Origin of the sequence: Duganella zoogloeoides, assembly GCF_034479515.1 — a bacterium.
GTDB classification, from domain to species: Bacteria; Pseudomonadota; Gammaproteobacteria; order Burkholderiales; family Burkholderiaceae_D; genus Rugamonas; species Rugamonas zoogloeoides.
This window is the reverse complement of the sequence record NZ_CP140152.1, coordinates 5,115,425-5,141,284: the sequence shown is the minus strand read 5'-3', so window position 1 is coordinate 5,141,284 and position 25,860 is coordinate 5,115,425. Positions and strand designations below refer to the sequence as shown.

Here is a 25,860-nt window from a genome sequence, read left to right as displayed (position 1 = left end):
GCGTCTAGAATGCGGGATGACACGTAAAAATCCCGTATTTCCCGGCCCCCGTACCGCGCGCGGTGCAGTGCTGGCTGTTTTACTCTCCAACGCCGACCAAACCGGCGCCGAACCGCTGCGCGGCCGGGTGACCCTGGCCGCCATCGTGCGGACCTTGAAGCGCAAGTATCACTGGCCGATCGAAACGGCCAGCTTTCCGTCCAATAGCGCCGATGGCCGGGCAACCTGGGCGACCGTGTACACCCTGCCGGAAGACGTGATTGCAGCCGCGCTCGATGGCCGGGGCCGCGACTGGCTGCTGGCAGCATCCACGTGATTCGCTGATATAAAAAAGCCGTCATGCCGCTGCTGCGGGATGACGGCTTGTTGCTGCACGTTGTAGTTACACGATCGGCGTCAGCCCGCTCGGCTTGATCTTGGTAGCCAGCGCCTTGCCCTTGCGGGCGCGCTTGCCGATGTGCTCGGCCAGCCCGGACGCCGACAGGCGCACATCCTGCGGCTTGGCGCCACGGCCGATGCCGCTGACAATGACGCCTTTCTGGCTGATCGGCTTGGCCGAGACCAGCGTTTCCTTGTCTTCGAGTTCCATCACGATCACGCCGCGACCGCCGTTGGTCAGCACCTTCATCTCGTCCAGACCAAACACCAGCACGCGGGCATTGGCCGACAGCGCTGCCACGGCGGAAGCTTCCGGGCCGACCACAGATGGCGGCAGCGGTACGTCGCCTTCGTCCAGGGTGATGAACGATTTGCCGCCACGGATGCGGCTGACCATGTCGGCCGCCTTGGCGATGAAGCCGAAACCGGCGCTGGTGGTCAGCATCAGTTGCGTAGCGCCGCTGCCTGCGAAGTAGTGCAGGATGCGCGCGCCGGTGGCCAGGTCGATCAGGGTGGTGACCGGCACGCCGTCGCCACGCGCGTTCGGCAAGGCTGCCACTGGCACCGAATACACCTTGCCGTTGCTGCCGAAGGCAAGCAGGTTGTCCACCGTGCGGCATTCGAAAGCGCCATACAGCGCATCGCCGGCCTTGAAGGTGAATTGACCGGCGTCGTGGCCCACGCCGGTGCGGGCGCGGATCCAGCCTTTTTCCGAGATGATCACGGTGACCGGTTCGTCCACCACTTTCTGTTCCACGACCGCTTTTTGCGCTTCTTCGATCACGGTACGGCGGGCATCGCCATAGGTCTTGGCATCGTTCTCGATTTCCTTGATGATCAGGCGTTTCATCGACGATGGGTTGTCGAGCAGGTCTTGAAGCGTGCCTTTTTCCTTGCGCAGTTCGGCCAGTTCCTGCTGGATCTTGATCGCTTCCAGGCGCGCCAGCTGGCGCAGGCGGATTTCCAGGATGTCTTCGGCCTGGATTTCGGACAGGCGGAAGCGCTCCATCAGCGCGGACTTCGGCTCGTCCGAATTGCGGATGATGTGGATCACTTCATCGATATTGAGCAGAATCGTCTCGCGGCCTTCGAGGATATGGATGCGCGCATCGACCTTGCCCAGCTTGAATTGCGAGCGGCGGGTGACCGTGGCGAAGCGGAACTCGATCCACTCCTGCAAAATCTCGGTCAACCCTTTCTGGCGCGGCCGGCCATCGCCGCCGATCATCACCAGGTTGATCGATGCCGACGACTCGAGCGACGTGTGCGCGAGCAGCATCAGCATGAATTCGGTCTGGTCCTGGTTCTTCGATTTCGGCTCGAACACCAGGCGCACCGGCGCGGCGCGGCCCGATTCGTCGCGGATGGTGTCGAGCGAATTGAGGATCAGGGACTTGAGCGCCAGCTGTTCCGGCGACAGCGCCTTCTTGCCCAGCTTGACCTTGGGATTGGTCAGCTCCTCGATTTCCTCGAGCACCTTTTGCGACGAGGTACCGGGCGGCAGTTCGTTGACGACCGCCTGCCACTGGCCGCGCGCCAGTTCTTCGATCTTCCAGCGTGCGCGCACCTTCATGCTGCCGCGACCGGACGAGTACATATCGCTGATCTGCGTGGCCGTCGTGATGATCTGGCCGCCGCCCGGGAAGTCGGGCCCCGGGATCAGCGCCATCAACTCGGCGTGCGAAATTTTCGGATTCCTGATCATCGCCACCGCCGCCTGCGCCACTTCGGTCAGGTTGTGCGACGGGATCTCGGTGGCCAGGCCGACCGCGATACCGGAGGCGCCGTTGAGCAGCACCATGGGCAGGCGTGCCGGCAGCAGGCTCGGTTCCTCGGTGGAGCCGTCGTAGTTGGCCTGGAAATCGACGGTGCCGAGATTGATCTCGTCCATCAGCACCTTGGCGATCGGCGTCAAACGCGCTTCGGTGTAGCGCATGGCAGCGGCGCCGTCGCCGTCGCGCGAACCGAAGTTGCCCTGGCCATCGACCAGCGGATAGCGCAAGGAAAAATCCTGGGCCATGCGCACCATGGCGTCGTACACCGACTGGTCGCCGTGCGGGTGCAATTTACCGAGCACGTCGCCGACCACCGTCGCCGATTTGCGCGGCTTGGCGGTGGAGTTCAGTCCCATTTCGTTCATCGCATACAGGATGCGGCGCTGCACCGGCTTCTGGCCGTCGCACACGTCGGGCAGGGCGCGGCCCTTGACCACCGAGATGGCGTAATCGAGGTAGGCGCGTTCGGCAAACGTGGACAGGGTCAGGGTTTCGCCGCCGTCGGTGGGGCCGCCCGGCGGCAGGGCGCCGTCCGGGTCCGGCAGCGATTCGTCAAAGAGATTTGCTTGAGTCATAGTGGTTCGTATTAGATGTCTGCTTCGGCTTCGTTGCCGTGTTCTTCGATCCAGGCGCGGCGGGCGGCGGCTTCGCCTTTACCCATCAGCATATTGAAACGCGCGGCCGAGGCGCCGTGCTCGTACTCGCCCAGGGCGACTGGCAACAGCCGGCGCGTGTCCGGGTTCATCGTGGTTTCCCACAACTGCTCGGCGTTCATCTCGCCCAGGCCCTTGAAGCGCGAGATCGACCAGGCGCCTTCTTTCAAGCCGTCCTTGCGCAGCTTGTCCTCGATCGCCACCAGTTCGCCGGCGTCGAGCGCATACAGCTTCTGGATCGGCTTCTTGCCGCGCGCCGGCGCATCGACGCGGTACAAAGGCGGGCGGGCGATGCAGATATTGCCGTTGGCGATCAGGCCCGGGAAGTGCTTGAAGAACAGCGTGAGCAGCAGTACCTGGATGTGCGAGCCGTCGACGTCCGCGTCCGAAAGAATGCAGATTTTGCCGTAGCGCAGACCGGACAGGTCCGGGGTATCGGTGGCATTGTGCGGATCGACGCCGATCGCCACCGAGATATCGTGGATCTCGTTGTTGGCGAACAGGCGGTCACGGTCGGTTTCCCACGAGTTCAGTACCTTGCCGCGCAGCGGCAGGATGGCCTGGAATTCCTTGTCGCGGCCCATCTTGGCCGAACCGCCGGCCGAGTCACCCTCGACCAGGAACAATTCGGTGCGGGTGACATCGGTCGATTCGCAGTCGGTCAGCTTGCCCGGCAAAACCGCCACGCCCGACGACTTTTTCTTTTCCACTTTCTGCAACGAGCGCAGACGCGATTGCGCCTGCTTGATCACCAGTTCGGCCAGCTTTTTGCCGTAATCGACGTGGTGATTGAGCCACAGCTCGAGCGCCGGCTTGGAGTAGGTGGAGACTAGGCGCACCGCATCGCGCGAATTGAGGCGCTCCTTGATCTGGCCCTGGAATTGCGGGTCCAGCACCTTGGCCGACAATACGAACGACACGCGCGCAAACACGTCTTCGGGCAGCAATTTGACGCCTTTCGGCAGCAGCGAGTGCATCTCGACGAAGTTCTTGACGGCGCCATACAGGCCGTCGCGCAGGCCCGATTCGTGGGTGCCGCCGTTGGGGGTGGGGATCAGGTTGACGTACGATTCGCGCACTACCGCGCCTTGCTCGGTCCACGCCACCACCCATGCCGCACCTTCGCCTTCGGCAAAACCTTCGGCATCGGGGCCGGCAAACTGCGCGCCTTCGAACAGCGGGATCAGGGTTTCACCATCGGTGGCCTGGGCCAGCGCTTCGGTCAGATAGCCGCGCAGGCCGTCGTTGTACTGCCAGGTCTGCGATTCACCGGTCTTGGCATTGGTGAGCGTAACGGTGACGCCCGGCAGCAGCACGGCCTTAGAGCGCAGCAGGCGTTGCAGCTCGGTTTGCGAGATGGCCGGCGAGTCGAAGTACTTGGCATCGGGCCAGGCGGTCACGCGGGTGCCGGACTTCTTGCCGTCGCGCGGCGCGACCACCGAAGTGAGCGGCTCGACCACGTCGCCATGCTCGAACACCAGGTGGTGCAGGCCGGTGCCATTGGGTTCCTTGCGCCAGACGGTAATCTCCAGGCGCTTGGACAGCGCGTTGGTGACGGAGACGCCCACGCCGTGCAAACCGCCCGAGAACGCGTACGCGCCGCCCGAACCCTTGTCGAATTTACCGCCCGCGTGCAGGCGCGTGAACACGATTTCCACCGTCGGCACGCCTTCTTCCGGGTGCAATCCGACCGGAATGCCGCGGCCGTCGTCCTCCACCGTGATGCTGCCGTCGGCGTTCTGGGTAACGATGATGTTCTTGCAGTGGCCGCCCAGTGCTTCGTCCGAGGCATTGTCGATGACTTCCTGGATGATGTGCAGCGGGTTCTCGGTGCGCGTGTACATGCCCGGGCGCTGCTTGACTGGTTCCAGGCCCTTGAGGACCCGGATGGATGATTCGCTATAGTCGGAAACTGGTTTTTTAGTGGCCATACGTGATCAAGCTGATAATGTCGATACTGGGTTTATGTACTGGGTATATGTACAGCTAATTGCGCGTGTTTGCGTATTCTATCCTCAACCGGAGCAAACAGCGGCAATTTATACACGATGTTTACAAGAGGCCCCCGTCTTTTTAGACCGTTTTTACGGGCTGCCCGATAAGCTGGCTCCATCGCTTAACCCTCATCGGAGCCGCCATGAATCACTTCCCTTGCGTGATGACGCTCAAGGTCGATACCGCATCGGTCACCCAGTTACGCCGCATGGTCACGCGCATCTGCGGCGATTCGCTCGAATTCATCCGCATCGAAATCTGCGAGCACGGCACCCGCATGAAGGTGTGGCTGTGCGTGGGTGCGGCCATGGTCGCGCCGGTGATGGACGCGGTGATGCAGTCGCTGCCCGGCGCGGAGTTCGGGCGATTCACCCAGACATCCCACTATTAATAGAAAGAGCAATATGAACAAATTACTACTTGCCGCCGTGCTGTGCGCCGGTTTTGCCGCCCATGCGGCGCAGGCCCAGGAAGCCGCCAGGCCCGATAACGAGGTCAGCTTCAACGCCGCCGTGGTGTCCGATTACCGCTATCGCGGCATCTCGCAAACACGCCTGCAGCCGGCCGTGCAGGGCGGCGTTGATTACGTCAACAACCCCACCGGCCTGTATATCGGCGCCTGGACGTCGTCGATCAAGTGGACCAAGGATGCCGGCGGCGACGGCGACGTGGAGCTCGACCTCTATGCCGGCAAGCGCGGGCAGGTGAGCGATGCCGTGTCGTATGACGTCGGTGTGCTGACCTATGTGTACCCGTCGAACGGCCTGAAACACGTCGCCGGCTTTGTCAACGCCGACACCACCGAGGTGTATGGCCAGCTCGGTGTCGGTCCCGCGTACGTCAAGTACTCGCACGCGGTGACCAACCTGTTCGGCTTCGTGGACAGCAAGAACAGCGGCTACCTCGACGTGGGCGCCAATATCGAGGCAGGCGAGGGCTTCATCATCAACCTGCATGCGGGCCATCAGGAGGTGAAGAACAACCAAGCGGCCGACTACACCGACTGGAAAGTGGGCGCGACCAAAGACTTCGGCATCGTTACCGGTGCGCTGGCCGTGGTAGGGACGAACGCCAGCAAGACCGCGTATGCGTCGCCGGTCAACGGCAAGTTCACCGGCAAGACTGCGCTGCTGCTCACCATCAGCAAGACCTTCTGATCCGCGCATTTTCCTTGGTCGGGCCGGGCGGGGTAACACCCGCCCGGCCCGCTTTTTTATCTGTTGCTTATCTGCTGCTGAACACCTGGCGATACAGGTGGCGTACCTCGGGCGCGCACAGCACGTTGGCGGTCTTGTAGGCGTCCGCCTCGAAGGCGCTGTGGTGTGTATGGTAAGTGTCGTGGTCGAGCACTAAAGTGTCGGCCAGGCGCGCGCCGGGCAGCTGCGCCACGAACACCAGCAGGCACCCGGTCTGGTGCGGCGTGAGCGGTTCGCTGCCGTGGGCCACGGTGACCAGCACCCGGGCGCCGGGGTTGGCCGCGCTGGCAGCGCGCAGGCGGGCCAGCAGCGCCGCGTGATCCTGGTGGTCAGGGTGTTGAAGGTCGGCGCGGCGCAGCAGCGCGACGATGACAGCGGCGCCGGCCAGCGATGCCTCATCGCGCTCTTCATTGCGCGAGGCGTCGATCACCAGGTCGTCGTAGAGCTGGGGATCGTAGGCGCAGGGTTCGGGGCAGACCAGCAGCACCCGGTTGCCGGCGGCTACCCGTAGCAGCGCCAGTTCCTCGGCCAGGTCGGAGACGGCGTGGTTGCCATCGTGTTCGGTGTTACCGGTGAGTGCGACGATCATGCGGTTACCTCCTCCAGAGAATGATACGCCGGTATGGCGTCCAGCGCCGCCAGCGCGGCGGCCAATTGGGTGCGGCAGTTATCGCTGGCTGGCGTCATGGGCAGGCGCAGCTCGTCGCGCAGCAATCCCTGCATGGCCAGCGCGGCTTTCAGGGGCGCGGGATTCGGCTCCGAGAACAGCAAACGGATCACCGGCAGCAGGTGGTCGAACACGGTCATCGCCTCGGCCAGGTGGCCGGCGTGGACCAGGTCGTAGACTTGCACGAACAGGTCCACGCGGATGTGGGCCGAGGCGGAAATGGCGCCCTGACCGCCGGCGCACAGGGCCGCGAACAGCAGCGCATCGTCGCCGCACAGCATGGCCAGCGGCGTGTGGCGCACCAGTTCTTCCATCCGTCGCAGGCTGCCGCCGGCTTCCTTGATGGCGGCAAACTGCGGACGTTGAGCCAGCGTGCGCGCGGTGGCCAGTTCCAGGTTCACGCCCGTGCGCGCCGGCACGTTGTACAGCACGATGGGGCGTCCGGTGGCGTCGGCAATGGTCTCGAAATGGCGCAGCAGGCCTTCCTGCGATGGCCGCACGTAGGCGGGCGTGGCGACCAGGTAGCCGGCCAGTTCAGTGTCGTCGAACTCGCGGACCTTGGCGGCGGCGGCATGGGTGTCGCTACCGCCCACGCCCATCAGGACCGGGCAGCGGCGGTGCGCCGTTTCCAGCACGGCCGACAGCACGGCCGATTGCTCGGCCAGGTCCAGCTGCGACGCCTCGCCGGTGGTGCCGCAGACGACCAGGCCGTGGGCGCCGCCGGCGATCAGGCGGTCGGCCAGCGTCTGCAGGTGGGGCAAGTCGATCTCGCCGTGGTCCATGGGCGTGGCCAGCGGCACCCAGATGCCGCGAAACGAAGTATTCATGATCTTTACAGGTGGTGGAAGACAGGTCCAGCCTATGCCGGCGCCCGTAAAAATGTTCTAAATAGTGCCCAGGACTGCGTAAACAAACCGTAAAGGCGGTGGGTTTTTACGGCGCGTTTACAGTTTGTTTACACCCGCCACCCAAGTCTTTACAAAATCTTTAGACCCCTGCCGCTAACCTTTCATCCATCAAAACAAGACCTTCGAGGGTGTGATGGATTTTATATTTATGGGTGTGATTGCGGCCTTCACTGCCGCGATCTGGGCGATGGCCGCCGGCTGCGACAAGCTGGGAGGCCAGCAATGAGCATCTTTTATCTGATCGGCGGCATCGCGTCCGCCGGGCTGCTGGTGTACCTGGTGCTGGCGCTGCTCAAAGCGGAGGAACTGTGATGACCACCCAATCGATATTGCTGCTGGTCGCCTTCCTGGCCGTGCTGCTGGCGCTGGCCTGGCCGCTGGGCGTGGTGTTGGCGCGCGTGGGCGATGGTTCACGTGTGCCCGGCATGGGCTGGCTCGGTGGTGCGGAGCGCCTGCTGTACCGCGCCGCCGGCATCGCCGATAAAGAAGGCCAGCCGCAGGGCCAGGGCTGGAAAGCTTATGCCGTCGCGCTGTTGACATTCAATGCCCTCGGCGCCGTCGCAGTCTATGGCCTGCAACGCCTGCAAGCCTTCCTGCCGCTCAATCCCCAGGGCCTGGCCAATGTCAGCCCCGATTCGGCCTTCAACACCGCCGTCAGCTTCGTCGCCAATACCAACTGGCAAGGCTACAGCGGCGAGCAGACCATGAGCTACCTGACCCAGATGCTGGTGCTCACCGGCCAGAACTTCTTCTCGGCCGCCACCGGCATCGCCGTGTGCTACGCGCTGATACGCGGCTTTTCGTCGCGCTCGACCAAATCGATCGGCAATTTCTGGGCCGACGTCACCCGGTCGACCCTGTACGTGCTGCTGCCGTTATCCGTGATCCTGGCGGTCTTCCTGGCCGGCCAGGGCGTGATCCAGAACTTCTCCGCATATAAACAAGTGCAGTTGATCGAACCGGTCACGTACACCCAGCCGAAAGTGGACGCCGACAACCAGCCGCTCAAGGATGCCAAGGGTGAACCGGTCACCGAAACCCTGACCACCAGCACGCAAACCCTGGCCATGGGCCCGGTGGCGTCGCAGGAAGCGATCAAGATGCTGGGCACCAATGGCGGCGGCTTCTTCAACGCCAATTCGGCGCACCCGTATGAAAACCCGACCGCGCTGACCAACTTCGTGCAGATGCTGGCGATCTTCCTGATTCCGGCCGGCCTGTGCTTCGCGTTCGGCCGCATGGTCGGCGACCGCCGCCAGGGCTGGGCGGTGCTCGGCGCGATGACCGTGCTGTTCGTCGCCGCCACGCTGGTGGTGATGGGCGCCGAGCAGCAGGTTCACCCGGCGCTGCAAGCACTCAATATCGACCAGTCGGCCAGCAGCCTGCAATCGGGCGGCAATATGGAAGGCAAGGAGACGCGCTTCGGTATCAGCGCTTCCACCCTGTTTGCCGCGGTGACCACCGCTGCCTCGTGTGGCGCCGTCAATGCCATGCACGATTCGTTCACGCCGCTCGGCGGCATGATCCCGATGGTGCTGATGCAGTTCGGCGAAGTGATTTTCGGCGGCGTCGGTTCGGGCCTGTACGGCATGCTGATCTTCGCCATCCTGGCCGTGTTCATTGCCGGCCTGATGATCGGCCGCACGCCGGAATACCTGGGCAAGAAAATCCAGGCATATGAAATGAAGATGACGTCGATCGCCATCCTGGTCACGCCGACGCTGGTGCTGGCCGGTACCGCGCTGGCGGTGATGACCGACGCAGGCCGCGCCGGCATTCTCAACCCCGGCGCCCACGGCTTCTCCGAAATCCTGTATGCCCTCAGCTCCGCCGCCAACAACAACGGCAGCGCGTTTGCCGGCCTGTCCGCCAACACGCCGTTCTATAACACCTTGCTGGCGGTGGCCATGTGGTTCGGCCGCTTTGCCGTGATCGTGCCGATCCTGGCGGTGGCCGGTTCGCTGGCCGGCAAGCAGCGCCTGGGCGCCAACGCCGGCACCATGCCCACCCACGGCCCGATGTTCATCGGCCTGTTGATTGGCGTGGTGGTGCTGGTCGGCGTGCTCAATTACGTGCCGGCGCTGGCGCTCGGTCCCGTGGTTGAACACTTGCAGATGTTTGCTCATTAATTCGCAGGATCTCATCATGTCAACAACTCAAAAAGAAATGACGCTGTTTACCAATCCAGCGCCTAAAAAACTGCGCCTGTTCGACAGCGAACTGCTGCTGCCGGCGATTGCGGACTCGTTCAAGAAACTCAGCCCCGCGACGCAAGTACGCAGCCCGGTCATGTTCGTGGTGTATGTCGGCAGCATCATCACCACCTTGCTGTACCTGCAGGCGCTGTTCGGCCAGGGCGAGGCGCCGGCCGGTTTCATCCTGGCGATCTCGGTCTGGCTGTGGTTCACGGTGCTGTTTGCAAACTTTGCCGAGGCGCTGGCCGAAGGCCGCAGCAAGGCGCAAGCCGCGTCGCTGCGCAACCTCAAGCAGACCGTGAGCGCCAAGAAGCTGGCCTCGCCCAAGTACGGCACCACCTGGCTGCCGCAGCCGGCCACCGATCTGCGCAAGGGTAATTACATCCTGGTCGAAGCCGGCGACGTGATCCCGATCGACGGCGAAGTGATCGAAGGCGTGGCTTCGGTCGACGAGAGTGCGATCACCGGCGAATCGGCGCCCGTGATCCGCGAGTCGGGCGGCGATTTTTCGTCGGTTACCGGCGGCACCCGCGTGCTGTCGGACTGGCTGGTGGTCAAGGTCACCGTCAATCCGGGCGAGACTTTTTTGGACCGCATGATCTCGATGGTGGAGGGCGCCAAGCGCCAGAAAACCCCGAACGAGATCGCGCTGACCATTCTGCTGGTGGCGCTCACCATCGTGTTCCTGATCGTGACCATCACCTTGCTGCCGTTCTCGCTGTTCTCGGTGCAGGCCGCCCAATCTGGCACGCCGGTCACCATTACGGTGCTGATCGCGCTGCTGGTGTGCCTGATTCCGACGACCATCGGCGGCCTGCTGTCGGCCATCGGCGTGGCCGGCATGAGCCGCATGATGCAGGCCAACGTGATCGCCACGTCGGGCCGCGCAGTGGAAGCAGCGGGCGACGTCGATGTGCTGATGCTCGATAAGACCGGCACCATCACGCTTGGCAACCGCCAGGCATCGTCCTTCGTGCCGGCGCCGGGCGTGACCGAGCAGCAGCTGGCCGACGTGGCGCAACTGGCGTCGCTGGCCGACGAAACCCCGGAAGGGCGCAGCATCGTGGTGCTGGCCAAGCAGAAGTTCAACATCCGCGAACGCGAGATGGCGTCGTTGAATGCCGTGTTCGTGCCGTTCACCGCGCAAACCCGCATGAGCGGTGTCGATATCGGGATCGGCCCTGGTGCGAGGTCCGTGCGCAAGGGCGCGGCCGACAGCGTGCGCCGCTACGTCGAGTCGCTCGGCCAGCCCAATGCCTACCCGGCCGAAGTGGGCCGCGCCGTGGACGACATCTCGCGCCGGGGCAGCACGCCGCTGGTGGTCACCGATGGCGGCCGCGTGATGGGCGTTGTGGAACTGAAGGACATCGTCAAGGGCGGCATCAAGGAGCGTTTCGGTGAGCTGCGCCGCATGGGCATCAAGACCGTGATGATCACCGGCGACAACCAGCTGACCGCCGCCGCCATCGCCGCCGAAGCGGGCGTGGACGACTTCCTGGCCGAAGCCACGCCGGAAGACAAATTAAAGCTGATCCGCAAGTACCAGGCCGAAGGCCGCCTGGTGGCGATGACCGGCGACGGCACCAACGACGCCCCGGCGCTGGCGCAGGCCGACGTGGCGGTGGCGATGAACTCGGGTACCCAGGCGGCCAAGGAAGCCGGCAACATGGTCGATCTCGATTCGAATCCGACCAAGCTGCTGGAGATCGTCGAAATCGGCAAGCAGATGCTGATGACGCGCGGCGCGCTGACCACGTTCTCGATCTCGAACGACATCGCCAAGTACTTCGCCATCATCCCGGCGGCCTTCGTGGGCACGTATCCGCAACTGAAGGCGCTCGACGTGATGCAGTTGGCCAGCCCGTCGTCGGCGATCATGTCGGCGGTGATTTTCAATGCCTTGATCATCGTGGTGCTGATCCCGCTGGCGCTAAAAGGCGTGAAATACCGGGCCATCGGCGCGGTGGCGCTGCTGCGCCGCAACCTGCTGCTGTATGGGCTGGGCGGGATCGTGCTGCCGTTCGTAGGCATCAAGCTGATCGACATTGTGCTGGCGGCATTACATCTCGTATAACAACCACCTGCCTTCGATCCGTCATTCCCGCGACAGCGGGAATCCATAGACACTGCGATTGGTCGCAGCTTGCGCCCACGCTGGCACTGCTCAACTATTCCATGGATCCCCGCCTGCGCGGGGATGACGGATTCAGAGCTAACTTAAATAACTGGAGCTGTCATGACATCCCACTTCCGCCCCGCCTTTGTGATCTTCGGCGCCCTCACCATTATCTGCGGCGTGCTGTACCCGCTCGCCGTCTCCGGCGTCGCCGCCACCGTGTTCCCGGCGCAAGCGGCCGGCAGCCTGGTGCAGGTTGACGGCAAAACCGTCGGCTCGTCGCTGATCGGCCAGTCCTTCAGCTCACCGAAGTACTTCTGGGGCCGTCCGTCCGGCACCGGTCCGATGCCCAATAACGGCGCCGGTTCGTCCGGCACCAACCTTGGCCCCACCAACGCGGCGCTGATCGATGCCGTCAAAGGCCGTATCGAGGCCCTCAAGGCGGCCGATCCGGCCAACACTGCGCCGATTCCCGTGGACCTGGTCACCGCGTCGGCCAGCGGCCTCGATCCCGAGATCAGCCCGGCCGCCGCCCGCTACCAGGCCGCGCGCGTGGCCGCCGCCCGCCAGTTCAACACCAACCAGGTGCTGGCGCTGATCGAGCAGCACACGCGGCCGCAATATTTCGGCTTTTTCGGCGAGCCGCGCGTCAATGTGCTGGCGCTGAACCTGGCGCTCGACCAGACCGGCCGCTGATCAATCCAAGGTAGAATCGCCGCATGTCCATCCCCCACGAGAGTTCGCGCCCCGATCCCGACGCCTTGCTGGCGCAAGTCCAGGCGGGGGAGCGGCGCGCCGCGCGCGGCAAGCTGCGCATTTATTTCGGCGCGTCGGCGGGCGTGGGCAAGACCTACGCCATGCTGGCTGCCGCCCGCAAGCTCGAGCTTGAGGGGCATCCGGTGCTGGTCGGCGTGGTGGAAACCCATGGCCGCAGTGAGACCGCCGCCATGCTGGCCGGCCTCGACGTGCTGCCGCCGCGCGCGGTCGCGCATCGTGGCCGCGTGCTCAATGAATTCGACCTCGACGCCGCGCTGGCGCGCCACCCGCCGCTGATCCTGATGGACGAACTGGCGCACTCCAACGCGCCCGGTTCGCGCCATCCCAAGCGCTGGCAGGACGTGGAAGAGCTGCGCGACGCCGGCATCGACGTGCTGACCACCGTCAACGTCCAGCACCTGGAAAGCCTCAACGACGTGGTGGGCGGCATCACTGGCATCCGCGTGGGCGAGACCGTGCCCGACACCGTGTTCGACCAGGCCGACGAGGTGGTGCTGGTCGATCTGCCGGCCGACGAACTGCTGGCGCGCCTGAAAGCTGGCAAGGTATACCAGGCGCCGCAAGCCGAGCGGGCGTCGAAAAACTTCTTCCGCAAGGGGAACCTGATCGCGCTGCGCGAGCTGGCGCTGCGCCGCACCGCCGACCGCATCGAGGACGACGTCCGCGCCTACCGCGTGGAGCAGTCGATTGCCGACATCTGGAAAACCGGCGCCGCGCTGCTAGCGTGCGTGGGACCGAATCCGGGCGCCGAACACACGGTGCGCAGCACGGCGCGCCTGGCGGGCCAGCTCGGTACCGACTGGCACGCTATCTACGTGGAGACGCCGGCGCTGCAAAAGCTGCCGGCCGCGCGCCGCGAACAGATCCTGCGCACACTGAAGCTGGCCGAGGACCTGGGCGCCACCACCGCCGTGGTGCCGGGCCGCGACGTGGCGCTGGCGGCGGTGGAATATGCGCGCAGCCACAACCTGTCCAAGTTCGTGCTGGGCCGCTCGCGGTCATCTTTGCCATGGCAAACCCCGCACATCAAGCGCCTGGCCCGCTATGCGCCGGACCTCGACCTGGTCGAAATCGGCGCTGCCAGCATCGACACGCCGGCCGGTGCACGTACCGCCAGCACCAGCAACGCGTGGGGCGCCGATGCCACTGCCGACGCCGACCCTGGCGCCCGCGAAGACGGCTACGGCGACGGTGGCGCTGACGGGCGCGCGGCGCTGGGCCTGTCCGGCGCGCGCCTGCCGTGGATGCAGCAGCGCGCCACCGGCTATGCCGTGGCTGTCGCAGCCAGCTTCGCCATCGCACTGGCCGCCATGCCGCTGCTGGCCTGGCTGGACCTGGCCAATATCGCCATGCTGTTCCTGCTCGGCGTGCTGCTCACGGCCGTGCGGTTCGGACGCGGGCCGTCGGTGGTGGCTACTTGCGTGAGCGTGGCCTGCTTCGACTTTTTCTTTGTTTCCCCGCGCTTCGACTTTGCCGTGTCGGACTTTCAGTACGTGATCACCTTCGTGGTGATGCTGGCCGTGGGCCTGATCACCGGCCATTTGACGTCCGGCCTGCGCTTCCAGGCGCGGGTGGCGGCGCAGCGCGAAAAGCGTTCGCGCGCGCTGTACGAATTTGCCCGCGAACTGTCGGGCGCCCTGCAAACCGAGCAAATCTTCGACACCACGCGCCGCTTCATCGAAAACGCCTTCCGCGCCCGCGCCACCTTGCTGCTGCCCGATGCCGACGGCCGCCTTTTGCCGCCGCCCGCCGGCATGGCGCTCGATATCGGCATCGCCCAGTGGGCCTTCGACAACGCCGAAAGTGCGGGCCTGGGCACCGACACGCTGCCGGCCAGCACGCTGTTCTACCTGCCGCTGGTGGCGCCGATGCGCACCCGGGGCGTGCTGGCGATTGCGCCGCTGCGCCAGCGCTGGCTCCTGATCCCCGAACAACGCCAGCAGCTCGACACCTTTGCCGCGCTGGCCGCGATTGCGCTCGAGCGCGTGCACTACATCGAGGTGGCGCAGAATGCACTGGTCAACATGGAATCCGAACGGCTGCGCAATTCGCTGCTGGCGGCGCTGTCGCACGATGTGCGCACGCCGCTGACGTCGCTGGTGGGGCTGTCCGAATCGCTGGCCGGCGCCAAACCGCCGCTGCCCGACGCCCAGCGCGAGGTGGCGGTGGCGCTGCACGACGAGGCGCTGCGCATGAGCGCCATGGTGGCCAATCTGCTCGACATGGCGCGCATCCAGAGCGGCGAAGTGAAATTCAATTTGCAGTGGCAGCCGCTCGAAGAAGTGGTAGGCAGCGCCTTGCGCGCCAGCGGTTCGCAACTGACCGGCCACCACGTGCGCGCCGAGCTGCCCAAGGACCTGCCGCTGCTGCGCTACGATGCCGTGCTGATCGAGCGGGTGCTGGCCAACCTGGTGGAAAACGCCGCCAAGTACACGCCGCCCGGTTCCACCATCGCCATCGCCGCCGCGCTGCACGGCCAGTGGATCAATATTACCGTGGCCGACGACGGCCCCGGCTTGCCGCCGGGCCGCGAGGAAGCGATCTTTGAAAAATTTACGCGGGGCGAACGCGAGTCGGCCAAGCCGGGTGTTGGCCTGGGGCTGGCGATCTGCCGCGCAATCGTGGAGGCGCACGGTGGCCGCATCAGCGCCGCCGCGCACGCTTTACCATTGGGCGGCGCCGCCTTCACCTTTACCCTGCCATTGGGCACACCGCCAGCCATGCCGGAGCTGGAGCCTGAACCGGAGACCGCATGACGGAGCACATCACCACACCCACCGCCTTGCTGGTGGAAGACGAACCGCAAATCCGCCGCTTCGTGCGCGCCGCGCTGGAAGAGGAGGGCTGGCAGGTGTTCGAATCGGCTACATTGCAACGGGGCCTGATCGACGCCGGCACCCGCAAGCCGGACCTGATCGTGCTCGACCTGGGGCTGCCCGACGGCGACGGCATCGACTTCGTGCTGGACTTGCGCAAATGGTCGACGGTACCGGTGATCGTGCTGTCGGCGCGGGTCAACGAAGCGGACAAGATCCGCGCGCTCGACGCCGGCGCCGACGATTATTTAACGAAACCATTCGGCGTCGGCGAGTTGCTGGCCCGGGTGCGCGCGACCTTGCGCCGCCAGCGCCAGCCGGCGGCCAGCCAGGACGGCTTGATCGCGTTCGGCGACGTGGCCGTGGATTTGCAAAACCGCCGCGTGACGCGCGGCGGAGAAAACGTGCACCTGACGCCCACCGAGTACCGCCTGCTGGCGGTGCTGGTGGCTAATGCAGGCCGGGTGATGACCAACCCGCAGCTGCTGCGCGCCGTGTGGGGGCCGTCGCAGTCGGAGAACGGCCATTACCTGCGCATCTACATGGGCCACCTGCGGCACAAGCTCGAAGCCGACCCGACGCAGCCGAAGTTCTTGCTGACGGAGACGGCGGTCGGCTATCGCTTGCAGCTGCCGGCTTAGTTAATTGCCTCGCTACTTGCTCAATGCCCGCATCGCCCGCTCCAGCCCATCGATGGTAATCGGATACATGCGGTTGTTCATCAACTGGCGGATGATGGCGATCGACTGCCGGTACTGCCACAACCCTTCCGGCTCGGGATTCAACCACGCGAACTTCGGAAACGCGTTGGTGAAGCGCGTGAGCCACTCGCTGCCGGCTTCCTTGTTGTTGTACTCGACGGAGCCGCCCGGGTGCAGCACCTCGTAGGGACTCATGGTGGCGTCGCCGACGAAAATCAGCTTGGTGTCGGGCGGGTACTTGCGCAGGATGTCCCAGGTATCGAAGCGCTCGGACTGGCGGCGGCGGTTGTTCTTCCACACGAAGTCGTACACGCAGTTGTGGAAGTAATAGAACTCCATGTTCTTGAATTCGGTGCGCGACGCGGCGAACAGTTCCTCGGTGCGCTCGATATGGTCGTCCATCGACCCACCGACGTCGAACAGCATCAGCACCTTGATGTTGTTCTTGCGCTCCGGCTGCATTTTCAGATCGAGGAAGCCGGCGTTGCTGGCCGTGGCGTGGATGGTGGCGTCGAGCGCCAGTTCCTCGTGCGCGCCTTCGCGCGCGAACTTGCGCAGCCGGCGCAGCGCCACCTTGATGTTGCGGGTGCCGATTTCGCGCTCGCCGTCGTAGTCCTTGAACGCGCGTTCTTCCCACACCTTGACCGCCGTGCGGTTGCCGCCCTTGCCGCCGATGCGGATGCCTTCCGGGTTGGTGCCGCCGTGGCCGAACGGCGACGTGCCGCCGGTGCCGATCCACTTGCTGCCGCCTTCGTGGCGTTCCTTCTGGTCTTTTAACAGCTCGGCCAGCCGGTCCATCAGCTTGTCGTAGCCGAATTTTTCCAGCTGCGCCCTTTGCTCGTCGGTCAGTTCGCGCTTCATCCGCTGCAGCAGCCAGTCGAGCGGAATCTGGCTTTTCTCGTCGAAGTTGGCGGCGATGCCCTTGAAGTACAGGCCGAAGGCGCGGTCGAACTTGTCGTAGTGGGCTTCGTCCTTCACCAGCGTCAGGCGCGCCAGGTAGTAAAAATCGTCGAGCGATGTGTCGATGACATTCTTTTGCAGCGCCTCGAGCAGCGTCAGGAACTCCTTGATCGACACCGGGATTTTGGCGTCTTTCAGGGTGAAAAAGAAATCGATCAGCATGCCTAGCTCCGGCCGTGGCGGGCAAGCCGGTACAGCAACTGGGCCTTGATCTCGGGCCATTCGCCGGCGGCGATGCTGTACATGACGGTGTCGCGCACGGTGCCGTCGCGGCGCACGGCGTGGTGGCGCAGCACGCCGTCTTTTTTCGCGCCCAGGCGTTCGATGGCGGCCTGCGATGCGTGGTTGAAGTTATCGGTGCGCAGGCCGACCAGCGCCGCGCCCAGGGTCTCGAACGCGTGCGTCAGGAGCAGCAGCTTGCAGGTGGTATTGACATGCGTGCGCTGCCGGCTTTTGGCGTACCAGGTGTAGCCGATTTCGAGACGGCCGATGGCGGGCACGATGTCGTGGTAGCTGGTGGTGCCGATGACGGTGTCGGTGGCGGCATCGACCACGGCAAACGCCAGCCGGCTGCCACGCATTTCGTAGGCCTTGAAGATGTAGCCGTCCACCTCGTGCGGCTCGGGCACGGACGTCACGCGCAGCGTCCACAGTTCGCCGTCGGTGGCGGCCGCGCGCAGGCCTTCGGCGTGGTGCGGCGCCAGTGGTTCGAGGCGCACGCCGTGCAGTTCCAGGGTGACGGGAGCAATTTCTTTCATCAGCGGTTGGTCCTTGCCATTTGTACCAGGCGCTGGAACAGGTGCACGTCCTGCTCGTTTTTCAGCAGGGCGCCATGCAGCGGCGGCACGCTGGCCTTGTGGTCGGTGCCGTGCAGTTCTTCGGGGGAGATGTCCTCGGCCATCAGGAGTTTGAGCCAGTCGAGGAACTCGGACGTCGAAGGCTTTTTCTTCAGGCCCGGCACGTCGCGCACGGCATAAAAGGTTTGCAGGGCCTGCGCCAGCAGCTCTTTTTTCAAATTCGGGTAGTGCACCTCGACGATGCGCGCCATGGTGTCGCGGTCGGGGAACTGGATGTAATGGAAGAAGCAGCGGCGCAGGAAGGCGTCGGGCAGTTCCTTTTCGTTGTTGGACGTGATGATCACCAGCGGCCGGTGCACGGCGCGCACCATCTCGCGCGTTTCGTACACGTAGAACTCCATGCGGTCGAGTTCGCGCAGCAGGTCGTTGGGGAATTCGATGTCGGCCTTGTCGATCTCGTCGATCAGCAGCACCACCGGCGCTGGCGCGGTAAAAGCCTGCCATAGCACGCCCTTGACGATGTAGTTCTGGATGTCGCGCACGCGCTCGTCGCCCAGTTGCGAGTCGCGCAGGCGCGAGACGGCGTCGTATTCGTACAGACCCTGCTGCGCCTTGGTGGTGGACTTGATGTGCCACTGCATCAGCGGCATGTCGAGCGCGGCGGCCACTTCTTCGGCCAGCATGGTTTTGCCGGTGCCGGGCTCGCCCTTGATCAGCAGCGGACGCTGCAAGGTGAGGGCGGCGTTGACCGCCAGTTTGAGGTCGGCGGTGGCGACGTACTGGTCGGAACCTTCAAAGCGGGGAGTGGCTTGCATGCGTGGGTCTCGGGGTGTGGACGATGGAGCCAAGTATAGTGGAGAAGGGGCGCGGGCGCGTTACGCTGCACTGCAAAAGACGGCGCCATCGGTGTTGTTTCCAGCGACGATACTGTGTAGCTTTGTCAAATTTGTTAGGTTAGAATCCCTGCACTGGTAGTGCAAAAGTCAAGTGTTCAGCAGCAGGCGTCGATTACCCACCTAGCAAAGACCATGAAAAAAATCACAGCACTACTTGTCTTAGTCAGCGTCACCCAAGTGGGCACGGCGGCGGAAATCGTGGGCAATGCCCAGGCCGCCAAAGCGAAGATCGAAATGTGCATCGGTTGTCATGGCATTCCCGGCTACAAGGCCACTTTCCCGGAAGTTTACCAGGTGCCGATGATCGGCGGGCAGGGCGCCAAGTACATCGAGGCGGCGCTGCAAGCGTACAAAAAAGGTGACCGCAAGCATCCGAGCATGCGCGGCATCGCCGCCAGCCTGTCGGACCAGGACATTGCCGACGTCGCCGCATTCTATGCGCAGCAAACCAGGGCCGGGAGCGCCAAATGAATCATCTCAAAGCTGTAGTTGTGGCGCTCGTTTGCGGCGCCATCTCCATGACGGCCCAGGCCGCCGGCAACGTGGCCAACGGCAAGGCGCTGGCCGACAAGTACAACTGCTTCACTTGCCACGGCAAGGACTACAACACGCCGCTCGATCCCAGCTACCCGAAACTGGCCGGACAGCACCGCGACTACCTCGAACATGCACTGGTCGCCTACAAGCGCGGCGATGGCGCCTATGGCCGCAACAACGCCATCATGACCGGCCAGGTCAAGCCGCTGAGCAACAAGGACATCAAGGATCTGGCCGCTTACCTGCACAGTTTGCCAGGCACGATGGCCGTCCACCGCTGACCATTTCACACTCCTGAAAGCCACGCCAACCACCGGTTGTCGTGGCTTTTTGCATCTTGCTGCGGTTAGTAACTACGTAGTTTCACACCTTTTGCGTAAGTGTTATCCCCATTTTCGCCCCGGGTGGACACTGCTAAAATCGCTATCCTTGATTTTAACTATGGACACGCGCGCGTTCTTGTGCGTGCTTGCGCCGGCAGCCGTCACCCCCTCATCCGCCTCAGCGGCAGACAGCCACCTACGATACGTTTTCATCGTCCCTGGCGCTGGCCGGCCGCACTGTCCATCACGATCACCACAACGGAGTTACGTATGCGTAAGTCAATTCTTATCCTGATGTCGTGCCTGATCCTGGCCGCATGCAGCAAGTCGCCGGCACCGACCGACGACAAACCGGTCGACGTCCTGTTGATCGGCGCCGGCACCATGAGCGCCACCCTGGGCACCATGCTCAAGGAACTCGACCCCACCCTGACCATGGCCTTCTACGAGCGCATGGACAAGGTGGCTGCCGAGAGCTCGGACGCGATGAACAACGCCGGCACCGGCCACTCGGCATTCGCCGAACTGAACTACACCCCGGAAGCGGCCGACGGCCACATCGAGACCAAGAAAGCGGTCGATATCAACGAACAGTTCGAAGTGTCGAAGCAGTTCTGGGCCTACCAGGTCAAGAACGGCTACCTCGGCGCGCCGAACACCTTCATCAACAATGTGCCGCACATGGCCTTTGTCTGGGGCGATGACAACATCAATTTCCTGCGCAAGCGCTATGCTGCACTGCAAAAGGAAAACCTGTTCAAGGGCATGTTGTACTCGGAAGACCCGGCCAAGATCGCCGAATGGGCGCCGCTGGTGATGACCGGCCGTGATCCGTCGCAAAAGATCGCCGCCACCCGCATGGACATCGGTACCGACGTCAACTACGGCACCCTGACCCGCGCGCTGGTCAAGCACCTGACCGACTCGCACGGCGCCACCGTCAACCTGCGTACGCAAGTGGAAGACATCAAGCGCGGCACCGACGGCAACTGGAACGTCACCGTCAAGAACCTCGATACCAACGCCGTGAAAACCGTGCGCGCCAAGTTCGTGTTCGTGGGCGCCGGCGGCGGTTCGCTGCCGCTGCTGGAAAAATCGGGCATCCCGGAAGCCAAGGGCTACGGCGGCGTACCGGTCGGCGGCCAATGGCTGGTGACCACCAATCCGGAACTGGTGGAAAAGCATGCCGCCAAGGTGTACGGCAAGGCGTCGGTCGGTTCGCCACCGATGTCGGTACCGCACCTGGACACCCGCATCATTGACGGCAAGAAAGCCCTGCTGTTCGGACCTTTCGCAACGTTCTCGACCAAGTTCCTGAAAAACGGTTCGTGGGTGGACCTGCCAGCGTCTATCGGCACCGGCAACGTGCGTCCGATGCTGCAAGCCGGCTGGGATAACATTCCGCTGACCAAGTACTTGATCGAACAGGTCATGAACTCGCCGGAAGACCGCCTGGCCACGCTGCGTGAATACCTGCCGGAAGCGAAGATGGAAGACTGGACCTTGCAAAACGCTGGCCAGCGCGTGCAGATCGTCAAGGACCTGCCGGAAAAAGGCGGCGTACTGCAGTTCGGTACCGAAGTCGTCGGTTCGGCCGATGGCAGCATCGTGGCCCTGCTCGGTGCTTCGCCAGGCGCTTCGACCGCGCCACCGATCATGATCAAGGTATTGCAAACCGCGTTCAAGGCCAAGCTGGCCACGCCGGAATGGGATGCCAAGATGAAGGCCATGGTGCCATCGTATGGTCAAAAGCTGAACAACGACCCGGTGCTGGCTAACAAGATTCGCCAGTACAGCAGCTCGGTGCTGGGCCTGAAAGCGTTCACGCTCGATGAAACCGGCAACGCGCAGCCAGGTCCGGCCGTGGTGCCGGTGGCAGCCGCCAACTAAGCCAGGCGCTACAGTAAAAAGGCCACGCGATGCGTGGCCTTTTGCATTGGGTAAACGATTTATCCGATGAGCGGATGCCTGGCGGACGCTTATCGGATACGCCGGCGGATCGCCTCGACGTACGCCAGCCCATCGGGCGGCGTGCCGTTGCGCTGGGCGGTCCAGATCATCTCCCCCAGGCATTCCATGATTTCGTGCTGCGCCGCGTGGGCGTCGTCGAGCTTGAGGGTGAGGGCGGTGGCGGCATCGCGGATGCCGGGCGGCTGGTCGATCGAGATCTGTTCGTCGATGGACAGGTGCATCGACAAGTGCAGGAACGGGTTGGCCTGCGCGCCTTCGACCGAATAGTTGCGGCCCAGCGCGGACTCGACGTCGGCCAGCACGTCGTGGTGTTCGGGGTGGTGGCGCACCCAGTCGGCCGCCATCGCTTCGAGCGGGGTCAGGATGTCATTGGCGCGCTGCTTGCGGAAAACCTCGCAAAAGAAGCGGCGCACATCGTCGGATGAGGGATTGAACATGATGGCGACATTGTACCCCCACCAGCATCGAGATGCCGGTGAAGGTATTTTTGTCAGACCTTAGCTGCCGGTCTTGATGATCGCAGGTGGCGCGCCGATGGCCGGCGGTTCGGCGACCTGCGCCGATACCTGGGCGCGGCGCTCCACTTCGGCGCCGGCACCTGCACCCGCGCGGGGCTGACGCAGGTAGCGCGAGCCATGGCGGCGCTCGTGGCCGTTGGGCGGCCAGGTGAGGAACCGTGACAGTTCCTGCAAGGCGCGCTGGTACACATCGCGCTTGAACTCGATGACAACGTCGAGCGGCACCCAGTACTCGTGCCACCGCCAGGCGTCGAACTCGGGGTGGTCGGTCAGGCGCAGATTGACGTCGTTGTCGCGCGCACACATGCGCAAAAGGAACCAGATCTGCTTCTGGCCACGGTAATGGCCGCGGATTTCCCGCTTGATAAAATGGTCGGGCACCTCGTAACGCAACCAGTCGCGGGTGCGACCGACGATCTTGACGTGCTCGGCCCGCAAACCGATTTCTTCCTCCAGCTCCCGATACATCGCCTGCTCAGGCGTTTCTCCGTACTTGATACCACCTTGTGGAAATTGCCATGAATGCTCGCGCACCCGCTTGCCCCACCACACCTCGTTCTGGGCGTTGAGCAGGATGATGCCGACGTTGGGCCGAAACCCTTCACGATCCAGCATATTGCACCTCAAACTTTCTGCGACTGAGCTCCCTGCTTATATTTTTGCCCACAAAAAGACGCTTCGGCGGGAATTCCGCGGTACGAAATCGGTCGAAGGGCCATGTATTGAACGCATTTGTATAAAGTATGGACGCATCAGCCAGCTAATCCTTTAAAATTAGGTTGATTATAACTCTCTCTTTTTAAAAAGAATTCACCGTATGCGCGCCTCACGTTTTTTTATTTCCACGCTTAAAGAAGCACCAGCCGATGCAGAGATCGTCTCCCACCAGTTAATGATGCGTGCAGGCATGATCAAGCGCCTCGGTTCGGGCATCTACACGTACATGCCGATCGGCCTGCGCGTGATCCGCAAGGTCGAAGCCATCGTGCGCGAAGAGATGAACCGTTCCGCCGCTGTCGAACTGCTGATGCCGCTGATTCAGCCGGCCGAGCTGTGGCAGGAGACGGGCCGCTGGGACAAGATGGGCGCCGAACTGCTGCGCGTCAAGGACCGCCACGGCCGCGAATTCGCGTTCCAGCCCACGGCCGAGGAAGTGATTACCGACGTCGTGCGCTCGGAGATCAAGTCCTACCGCCAGTTGCCGTTGAATTTCTACCACATCCAGACCAAGTTCCGCGACGAACGCCGTCCACGCTTCGGCCTGATGCGCGGCCGCGAGTTCACCATGAAGGATGCGTACTCGTTCGACCGCGACGTGGCCGGCATGCAAGCTTCGTACAAGATCATGTATGACGCCTACGTGCGTATTTTCAACCGTTTCGGTTTGAAGTTCCGTGCGGTAGCGGCCGATAACGGCGCCATCGGCGGCACCGGTTCGCACGAATTCCACGTGATCGCCCACACCGGCGAGGACGCGCTGGTCTATTGCGCCACCTCCGACTACGCCGCCAACATGGAAGCGGCCGAAGCGCTGCCAGCCACCGCCGAGCGCGCAGCTGCCGCCCAGGCGCTGACCAAGGTCGCCACACCGGATGCCACCAAGTGCGAACTGGTGGCCGCCCAACTGGGCCTGCCGCTGGCGCACACCGTGAAAACCCTGGCGCTGACCGTGGAGACGGAAAAAGACGGCAAAGTGACTAAACAGTATTTCATGTTGTTGCTGCGCGGCGACCATGAACTCAACGAGATCAAGGTCACCAAGGTGGCCGGCCTGGCCGGTCACCGCTTCTCGACCGAAGAAGAAATCGCCGAAGTCTATGGCTGCGTGCCCGGCTACCTGGGTCCGATCGGCACCAAGGGTCCGGTCACCGTGGTGGCCGACCGCACGGTTGCCAACATGGCTGACTTCATCTGCGGCGCCAACGACGCCGGCTACCATTACACGGGCGCCAACTGGGGCCGCGACGTGGCGGAACCAGCGATTGTCGCCGACCTGCGCAACGTGGTCGAAGGCGATGTATCGCCGGACGGCCAGGGCGTGCTGACCATCGAGCGCGGTATCGAAGTCGGTCACGTGTTCCAGCTGGGCACCGCTTATTCGGCCGCCATGAAGGCCACGTTCCTCGACGAAAACGGCAAGCCGGCGCCGCTGCAGATGGGGTGCTACGGCATCGGCATCACCCGCATCCTGGGCGCGGCGATCGAACAAAACTTCGACGACAAGGGCATCATCTGGCCGACGTCGCTGGCGCCGTTCGAACTGGTGCTGTGCCCGATGGGCATGGACCGCAGCGAGGCGGTCAAGCAAGCGACTGAGCAGCTGTATGCCGATGCGGTGGCCGCCGGCATCGACGTCATCGTTGACGACCGCGGTCTGCGTCCGGGCCAGATGTTTGCCGACTGGGAGCTGATCGGCGTACCGCACCGCGTGGTGATTGGTGACCGTGGTTTGAAAGAGGGTAACCTCGAGTATCAAGGCCGTCGCGATGCCGAGGCAACTGCCGTGCCGGTAGCGGACATCCTGAGTTTCGTTCAAGGCAAACTCGGCCAGTGAGCATGAGTCGTCGTTCCGCTTCGGCGGACCGCCGTGCAGGCGGGAATCCAGTTGCTGCGTCATTGGAGGCAGTAATTGGGTTCCGGTCTGCGCCGGAACGACGGCGCAGCGGCTGGTGGTGCACGGCGGTGCTGGCGGCGATGCTGGCGCTGCCCGCCGTCGCCGCCGCCGGCAACCAGAAGGAGGAGGCGCTCGCCGACTCCGTGCGCGTGGCGCTGGCCAACGCCATCAAGGATCCGACGCCGCCGCGACCCACCTTCCGCAACGACGCCGACCGCCAGCGCTACGAGCTCTGGCTGGCCACCATGTCGGCGCGCCTGCAGCGCAAGCTGCCCGACGACCAGACCCGCAACGAATTCCTCGCCACCGCCTGGTATGAGGCGCGCCGCGCCGGGCTCGATCCGGGGCTGGTGCTGGGGCTGATCCAGGTGGAGTCGGCGTACCGCAAGTACGCGGTATCGATTGCCGGCGCGCGCGGCTACATGCAGGTGATGCCGTTCTGGACCAATGTAATCGGCGACCGCAACCGCAGCGCCCTGTTCCACATGCAAACCAACCTGCGCTACGGCTGCGCGATCCTGCGCATGTACATCGACATGGAAGGCGGCAACCTGTACCTGGCGCTGGGCCGCTACAACGGCAGCCGGGGCAAGCCCGACTATCCGAACGCGGTACTCAAGGCCTGGAATAACTGGAAATAAGTTCGTACCCGTTATCGAATACGGGTGAATTTGCGGCGACTTCCTGGCGTCGGGTTCGGCTTGTCCCCAGGTGGATCGACATTGACCACGCTGACAACTGATGTCGTTTTCAGCTCGTAAGGAACACGTACACGAACACCTCTGAAGTCTTTTGTATTGCGCGTAATGATGGTGAGGTTTTTGACGTCTGCGGTGGCCTGGATGATCGCATCGGGCAGCGCGATCTTCGGCCCAACCCTGCGCCGCTCCGACATGACCGAAGCTGCAGCGCACATGATATCGGCATCGATCTCGATAATTTCGAACCCGAAGTCTGCCATGAATTCATCGAATTTCGGAACCTCACCGACGTCTGCTCGCCGTAAAGTTCCATCCACGTGACCACGCTGATGGCAGGATGGTCCCAGTGGGCCAGCTCGGTCAGCG

Annotated in this window: 24 protein-coding genes; 14 read left to right on the top strand and 10 right to left on the bottom strand. The window is 63.6% G+C overall.

From position 1 onward, the window contains the following. Positions 1 to 16: 16 nt before the first annotated feature. A complete protein-coding gene (locus tag SR858_RS22685; RefSeq protein WP_019923176.1) occupies positions 17 to 316 on the top strand; it encodes a hypothetical protein in 300 nt (99 codons plus the stop codon). A 66-nt stretch (positions 317 to 382) separates the two neighbouring features. Here SR858_RS22685 and parC read toward each other — a convergent pair whose 3' ends face one another. Both parC and SR858_RS22675 read right to left on the bottom strand, forming a co-directional pair. Continuing rightward, on the bottom strand, positions 383 to 2,728 hold the full coding sequence (gene parC, locus SR858_RS22680; RefSeq protein WP_019923175.1) for a DNA topoisomerase IV subunit A: 2,346 nt from the start codon (positions 2,726 to 2,728) through the stop codon (positions 383 to 385). A gap of 11 nt (positions 2,729 to 2,739) precedes the next feature. Beyond that, positions 2,740 to 4,737 (bottom strand): DNA topoisomerase IV subunit B, encoded by a 1,998-nt coding sequence (locus SR858_RS22675; RefSeq protein ID WP_019923174.1) that lies wholly within the window; start codon positions 4,735 to 4,737, stop codon positions 2,740 to 2,742. Positions 4,738 to 4,943: 206 nt separating this feature from the next. On the opposite strand from SR858_RS22675, the gene SR858_RS22670 reads away from it, so the two are divergent. Beyond that, the gene (locus tag SR858_RS22670) at positions 4,944 to 5,192 is read left to right on the top strand and encodes a hypothetical protein (RefSeq protein ID WP_322533992.1); all 249 of its coding nucleotides are present in this window, start codon (positions 4,944 to 4,946) and stop codon (positions 5,190 to 5,192) included. Between the two features lie 13 nt (positions 5,193 to 5,205). Continuing rightward, a complete protein-coding gene (locus tag SR858_RS22665) occupies positions 5,206 to 5,958 on the top strand; it encodes a TorF family putative porin (RefSeq protein ID WP_019923172.1) in 753 nt (250 codons plus the stop codon). Between the two features lie 67 nt (positions 5,959 to 6,025). Here SR858_RS22665 and SR858_RS22660 read toward each other — a convergent pair whose 3' ends face one another. Further along, positions 6,026 to 6,586 (bottom strand): hypothetical protein, encoded by a 561-nt coding sequence (locus tag SR858_RS22660; RefSeq protein WP_019923171.1) that lies wholly within the window; start codon positions 6,584 to 6,586, stop codon positions 6,026 to 6,028. Beyond that, positions 6,583 to 7,491, bottom strand: a complete 909-nt coding sequence (gene dapA / locus SR858_RS22655; RefSeq protein WP_019923170.1) for a 4-hydroxy-tetrahydrodipicolinate synthase — start codon at positions 7,489 to 7,491, stop codon at positions 6,583 to 6,585. The genes SR858_RS22660 and dapA overlap by 4 nt, the downstream gene beginning before the upstream one ends. Before the next feature lie 303 nt (positions 7,492 to 7,794). Between dapA and SR858_RS22650 the strand changes: the two genes are divergently transcribed. The 6 genes from SR858_RS22650 (at position 7,795) to kdpE (ending at position 16,117) form a co-directional block, all read left to right on the top strand. Continuing rightward, the gene (locus SR858_RS22650) at positions 7,795 to 7,884 is read left to right on the top strand and encodes a potassium-transporting ATPase subunit F (RefSeq protein WP_019923168.1); all 90 of its coding nucleotides are present in this window, start codon (positions 7,795 to 7,797) and stop codon (positions 7,882 to 7,884) included. After that, positions 7,884 to 9,701, top strand: a complete 1,818-nt coding sequence (gene kdpA / locus SR858_RS22645) for a potassium-transporting ATPase subunit KdpA (protein ID WP_019923167.1) — start codon at positions 7,884 to 7,886, stop codon at positions 9,699 to 9,701. The genes SR858_RS22650 and kdpA overlap by 1 nt, the downstream gene beginning before the upstream one ends. 37 nt (positions 9,702 to 9,738) lie before the next feature. Beyond that, positions 9,739 to 11,841, top strand: a complete 2,103-nt coding sequence (gene kdpB, locus SR858_RS22640; RefSeq protein WP_019923166.1) for a potassium-transporting ATPase subunit KdpB — start codon at positions 9,739 to 9,741, stop codon at positions 11,839 to 11,841. A 162-nt stretch (positions 11,842 to 12,003) separates the two neighbouring features. Further along, the gene (gene kdpC, locus SR858_RS22635) at positions 12,004 to 12,579 is read left to right on the top strand and encodes a potassium-transporting ATPase subunit KdpC (protein WP_019923165.1); all 576 of its coding nucleotides are present in this window, start codon (positions 12,004 to 12,006) and stop codon (positions 12,577 to 12,579) included. Positions 12,580 to 12,602: 23 nt separating this feature from the next. Next, positions 12,603 to 15,416: a DUF4118 domain-containing protein gene (locus SR858_RS22630; protein ID WP_019923164.1), complete on the top strand. Its 2,814-nt coding sequence runs from the start codon at positions 12,603 to 12,605 to the stop codon at positions 15,414 to 15,416. After that, positions 15,413 to 16,117 (top strand): two-component system response regulator KdpE, encoded by a 705-nt coding sequence (gene kdpE / locus SR858_RS22625; RefSeq protein ID WP_019923163.1) that lies wholly within the window; start codon positions 15,413 to 15,415, stop codon positions 16,115 to 16,117. The genes SR858_RS22630 and kdpE overlap by 4 nt, the downstream gene beginning before the upstream one ends. Positions 16,118 to 16,129: 12 nt before the next feature. On the opposite strand, the gene SR858_RS22620 is transcribed toward kdpE, so the two are convergent. The 3 genes from SR858_RS22620 to SR858_RS22610 are packed head-to-tail and all read right to left on the bottom strand — an operon-like array spanning position 16,130 to position 18,749. After that, positions 16,130 to 17,299 carry a vWA domain-containing protein gene (locus SR858_RS22620; RefSeq protein WP_019923162.1) on the bottom strand — a complete coding sequence of 390 codons (1,170 nt, stop codon included), beginning with the start codon at positions 17,297 to 17,299 and terminating at the stop codon, positions 16,130 to 16,132. Positions 17,300 to 17,301: 2 nt separating this feature from the next. Further along, positions 17,302 to 17,895 carry a GNAT family N-acetyltransferase gene (locus SR858_RS22615; protein ID WP_019923161.1) on the bottom strand — a complete coding sequence of 198 codons (594 nt, stop codon included), beginning with the start codon at positions 17,893 to 17,895 and terminating at the stop codon, positions 17,302 to 17,304. Beyond that, positions 17,895 to 18,749, bottom strand: coding sequence for an AAA family ATPase (locus SR858_RS22610; protein WP_019923160.1), 855 nt, complete (start codon positions 18,747 to 18,749; stop codon positions 17,895 to 17,897). The genes SR858_RS22615 and SR858_RS22610 overlap by 1 nt, the downstream gene beginning before the upstream one ends. Before the next feature lie 213 nt (positions 18,750 to 18,962). Between SR858_RS22610 and SR858_RS22605 the strand changes: the two genes are divergently transcribed. The 3 genes from SR858_RS22605 to mqo all read left to right on the top strand — a co-directional run bounded on the left by SR858_RS22605 (position 18,963) and on the right by mqo (position 21,580). Continuing rightward, positions 18,963 to 19,301, top strand: coding sequence for a c-type cytochrome (locus SR858_RS22605; protein WP_019923159.1), 339 nt, complete (start codon positions 18,963 to 18,965; stop codon positions 19,299 to 19,301). Then, positions 19,298 to 19,648: a c-type cytochrome gene (locus SR858_RS22600; protein WP_040377994.1), complete on the top strand. Its 351-nt coding sequence runs from the start codon at positions 19,298 to 19,300 to the stop codon at positions 19,646 to 19,648. Before SR858_RS22605 ends, SR858_RS22600 begins: the two co-directional genes overlap by 4 nt. A 312-nt stretch (positions 19,649 to 19,960) precedes the next feature. Then, positions 19,961 to 21,580, top strand: coding sequence for a malate dehydrogenase (quinone) (gene mqo, locus SR858_RS22595; RefSeq protein WP_051120355.1), 1,620 nt, complete (start codon positions 19,961 to 19,963; stop codon positions 21,578 to 21,580). Positions 21,581 to 21,669: 89 nt separating this feature from the next. Here mqo and SR858_RS22590 read toward each other — a convergent pair whose 3' ends face one another. Both SR858_RS22590 and SR858_RS22585 read right to left on the bottom strand, forming a co-directional pair. Further along, positions 21,670 to 22,098 carry a DUF1841 family protein gene (locus tag SR858_RS22590; protein ID WP_019923156.1) on the bottom strand — a complete coding sequence of 143 codons (429 nt, stop codon included), beginning with the start codon at positions 22,096 to 22,098 and terminating at the stop codon, positions 21,670 to 21,672. 60 nt (positions 22,099 to 22,158) lie between these two features. Beyond that, positions 22,159 to 22,794: an RNA pyrophosphohydrolase gene (locus tag SR858_RS22585; RefSeq protein ID WP_019923155.1), complete on the bottom strand. Its 636-nt coding sequence runs from the start codon at positions 22,792 to 22,794 to the stop codon at positions 22,159 to 22,161. Between the two features lie 202 nt (positions 22,795 to 22,996). On the opposite strand from SR858_RS22585, the gene SR858_RS22580 reads away from it, so the two are divergent. Both SR858_RS22580 and SR858_RS22575 read left to right on the top strand, forming a co-directional pair. Next, positions 22,997 to 24,733 (top strand): proline--tRNA ligase, encoded by a 1,737-nt coding sequence (locus SR858_RS22580; protein ID WP_026637524.1) that lies wholly within the window; start codon positions 22,997 to 22,999, stop codon positions 24,731 to 24,733. Between the two features lie 140 nt (positions 24,734 to 24,873). Then, positions 24,874 to 25,434 (top strand): lytic transglycosylase domain-containing protein, encoded by a 561-nt coding sequence (locus SR858_RS22575; protein ID WP_051120362.1) that lies wholly within the window; start codon positions 24,874 to 24,876, stop codon positions 25,432 to 25,434. Between the two features lie 11 nt (positions 25,435 to 25,445). Here SR858_RS22575 and SR858_RS22570 read toward each other — a convergent pair whose 3' ends face one another. After that, positions 25,446 to 25,754: a PIN domain-containing protein gene (locus tag SR858_RS22570; RefSeq protein WP_019923152.1), complete on the bottom strand. Its 309-nt coding sequence runs from the start codon at positions 25,752 to 25,754 to the stop codon at positions 25,446 to 25,448. Between the last annotated feature and the right edge of the window lie 106 nt (positions 25,755 to 25,860).

Excerpts from the sequence above, each read along its gene's own strand:
- SR858_RS22650 (WP_019923168.1), top strand. The coding sequence starts at position 7,795 with ATGAGCATCTTTTATCTGATCGGCGGCATCGCGTCCGCCGGGCTGCTG.
- SR858_RS22590 (WP_019923156.1), bottom strand. The coding sequence starts at position 22,098 with ATGTTCAATCCCTCATCCGACGATGTGCGCCGCTTCTTTTGCGAGGTT.
- kdpA (WP_019923167.1), top strand. The coding sequence starts at position 7,884 with ATGACCACCCAATCGATATTGCTGCTGGTCGCCTTCCTGGCCGTGCTG.
- SR858_RS22570 (WP_019923152.1), bottom strand. The coding sequence starts at position 25,754 with ATGGCAGACTTCGGGTTCGAAATTATCGAGATCGATGCCGATATCATG.
- mqo (WP_051120355.1), top strand. The coding sequence starts at position 19,961 with ATGCGTAAGTCAATTCTTATCCTGATGTCGTGCCTGATCCTGGCCGCA.
- SR858_RS22575 (WP_051120362.1), top strand. The coding sequence starts at position 24,874 with ATGCTGGCGCTGCCCGCCGTCGCCGCCGCCGGCAACCAGAAGGAGGAG.
- SR858_RS22580 (WP_026637524.1), top strand. The coding sequence starts at position 22,997 with ATGCGCGCCTCACGTTTTTTTATTTCCACGCTTAAAGAAGCACCAGCC.
- SR858_RS22620 (WP_019923162.1), bottom strand. The coding sequence starts at position 17,299 with ATGCTGATCGATTTCTTTTTCACCCTGAAAGACGCCAAAATCCCGGTG.
- SR858_RS22610 (WP_019923160.1), bottom strand. The coding sequence starts at position 18,749 with ATGCAAGCCACTCCCCGCTTTGAAGGTTCCGACCAGTACGTCGCCACC.
- kdpB (WP_019923166.1), top strand. The coding sequence starts at position 9,739 with ATGACGCTGTTTACCAATCCAGCGCCTAAAAAACTGCGCCTGTTCGAC.
- SR858_RS22605 (WP_019923159.1), top strand. The coding sequence starts at position 18,963 with ATGAAAAAAATCACAGCACTACTTGTCTTAGTCAGCGTCACCCAAGTG.
- SR858_RS22615 (WP_019923161.1), bottom strand. The coding sequence starts at position 17,895 with ATGAAAGAAATTGCTCCCGTCACCCTGGAACTGCACGGCGTGCGCCTC.
- SR858_RS22600 (WP_040377994.1), top strand. The coding sequence starts at position 19,298 with ATGAATCATCTCAAAGCTGTAGTTGTGGCGCTCGTTTGCGGCGCCATC.
- SR858_RS22630 (WP_019923164.1), top strand. The coding sequence starts at position 12,603 with ATGTCCATCCCCCACGAGAGTTCGCGCCCCGATCCCGACGCCTTGCTG.
- SR858_RS22660 (WP_019923171.1), bottom strand. The coding sequence starts at position 6,586 with ATGATCGTCGCACTCACCGGTAACACCGAACACGATGGCAACCACGCC.
- SR858_RS22685 (WP_019923176.1), top strand. The coding sequence starts at position 17 with ATGACACGTAAAAATCCCGTATTTCCCGGCCCCCGTACCGCGCGCGGT.
- kdpE (WP_019923163.1), top strand. The coding sequence starts at position 15,413 with ATGACGGAGCACATCACCACACCCACCGCCTTGCTGGTGGAAGACGAA.
- SR858_RS22670 (WP_322533992.1), top strand. The coding sequence starts at position 4,944 with ATGAATCACTTCCCTTGCGTGATGACGCTCAAGGTCGATACCGCATCG.
- SR858_RS22665 (WP_019923172.1), top strand. The coding sequence starts at position 5,206 with ATGAACAAATTACTACTTGCCGCCGTGCTGTGCGCCGGTTTTGCCGCC.
- SR858_RS22675 (WP_019923174.1), bottom strand. The coding sequence starts at position 4,737 with ATGGCCACTAAAAAACCAGTTTCCGACTATAGCGAATCATCCATCCGG.
- kdpC (WP_019923165.1), top strand. The coding sequence starts at position 12,004 with ATGACATCCCACTTCCGCCCCGCCTTTGTGATCTTCGGCGCCCTCACC.
- parC (WP_019923175.1), bottom strand. The coding sequence starts at position 2,728 with ATGACTCAAGCAAATCTCTTTGACGAATCGCTGCCGGACCCGGACGGC.
- dapA (WP_019923170.1), bottom strand. The coding sequence starts at position 7,491 with ATGAATACTTCGTTTCGCGGCATCTGGGTGCCGCTGGCCACGCCCATG.
- SR858_RS22585 (WP_019923155.1), bottom strand. The coding sequence starts at position 22,794 with ATGCTGGATCGTGAAGGGTTTCGGCCCAACGTCGGCATCATCCTGCTC.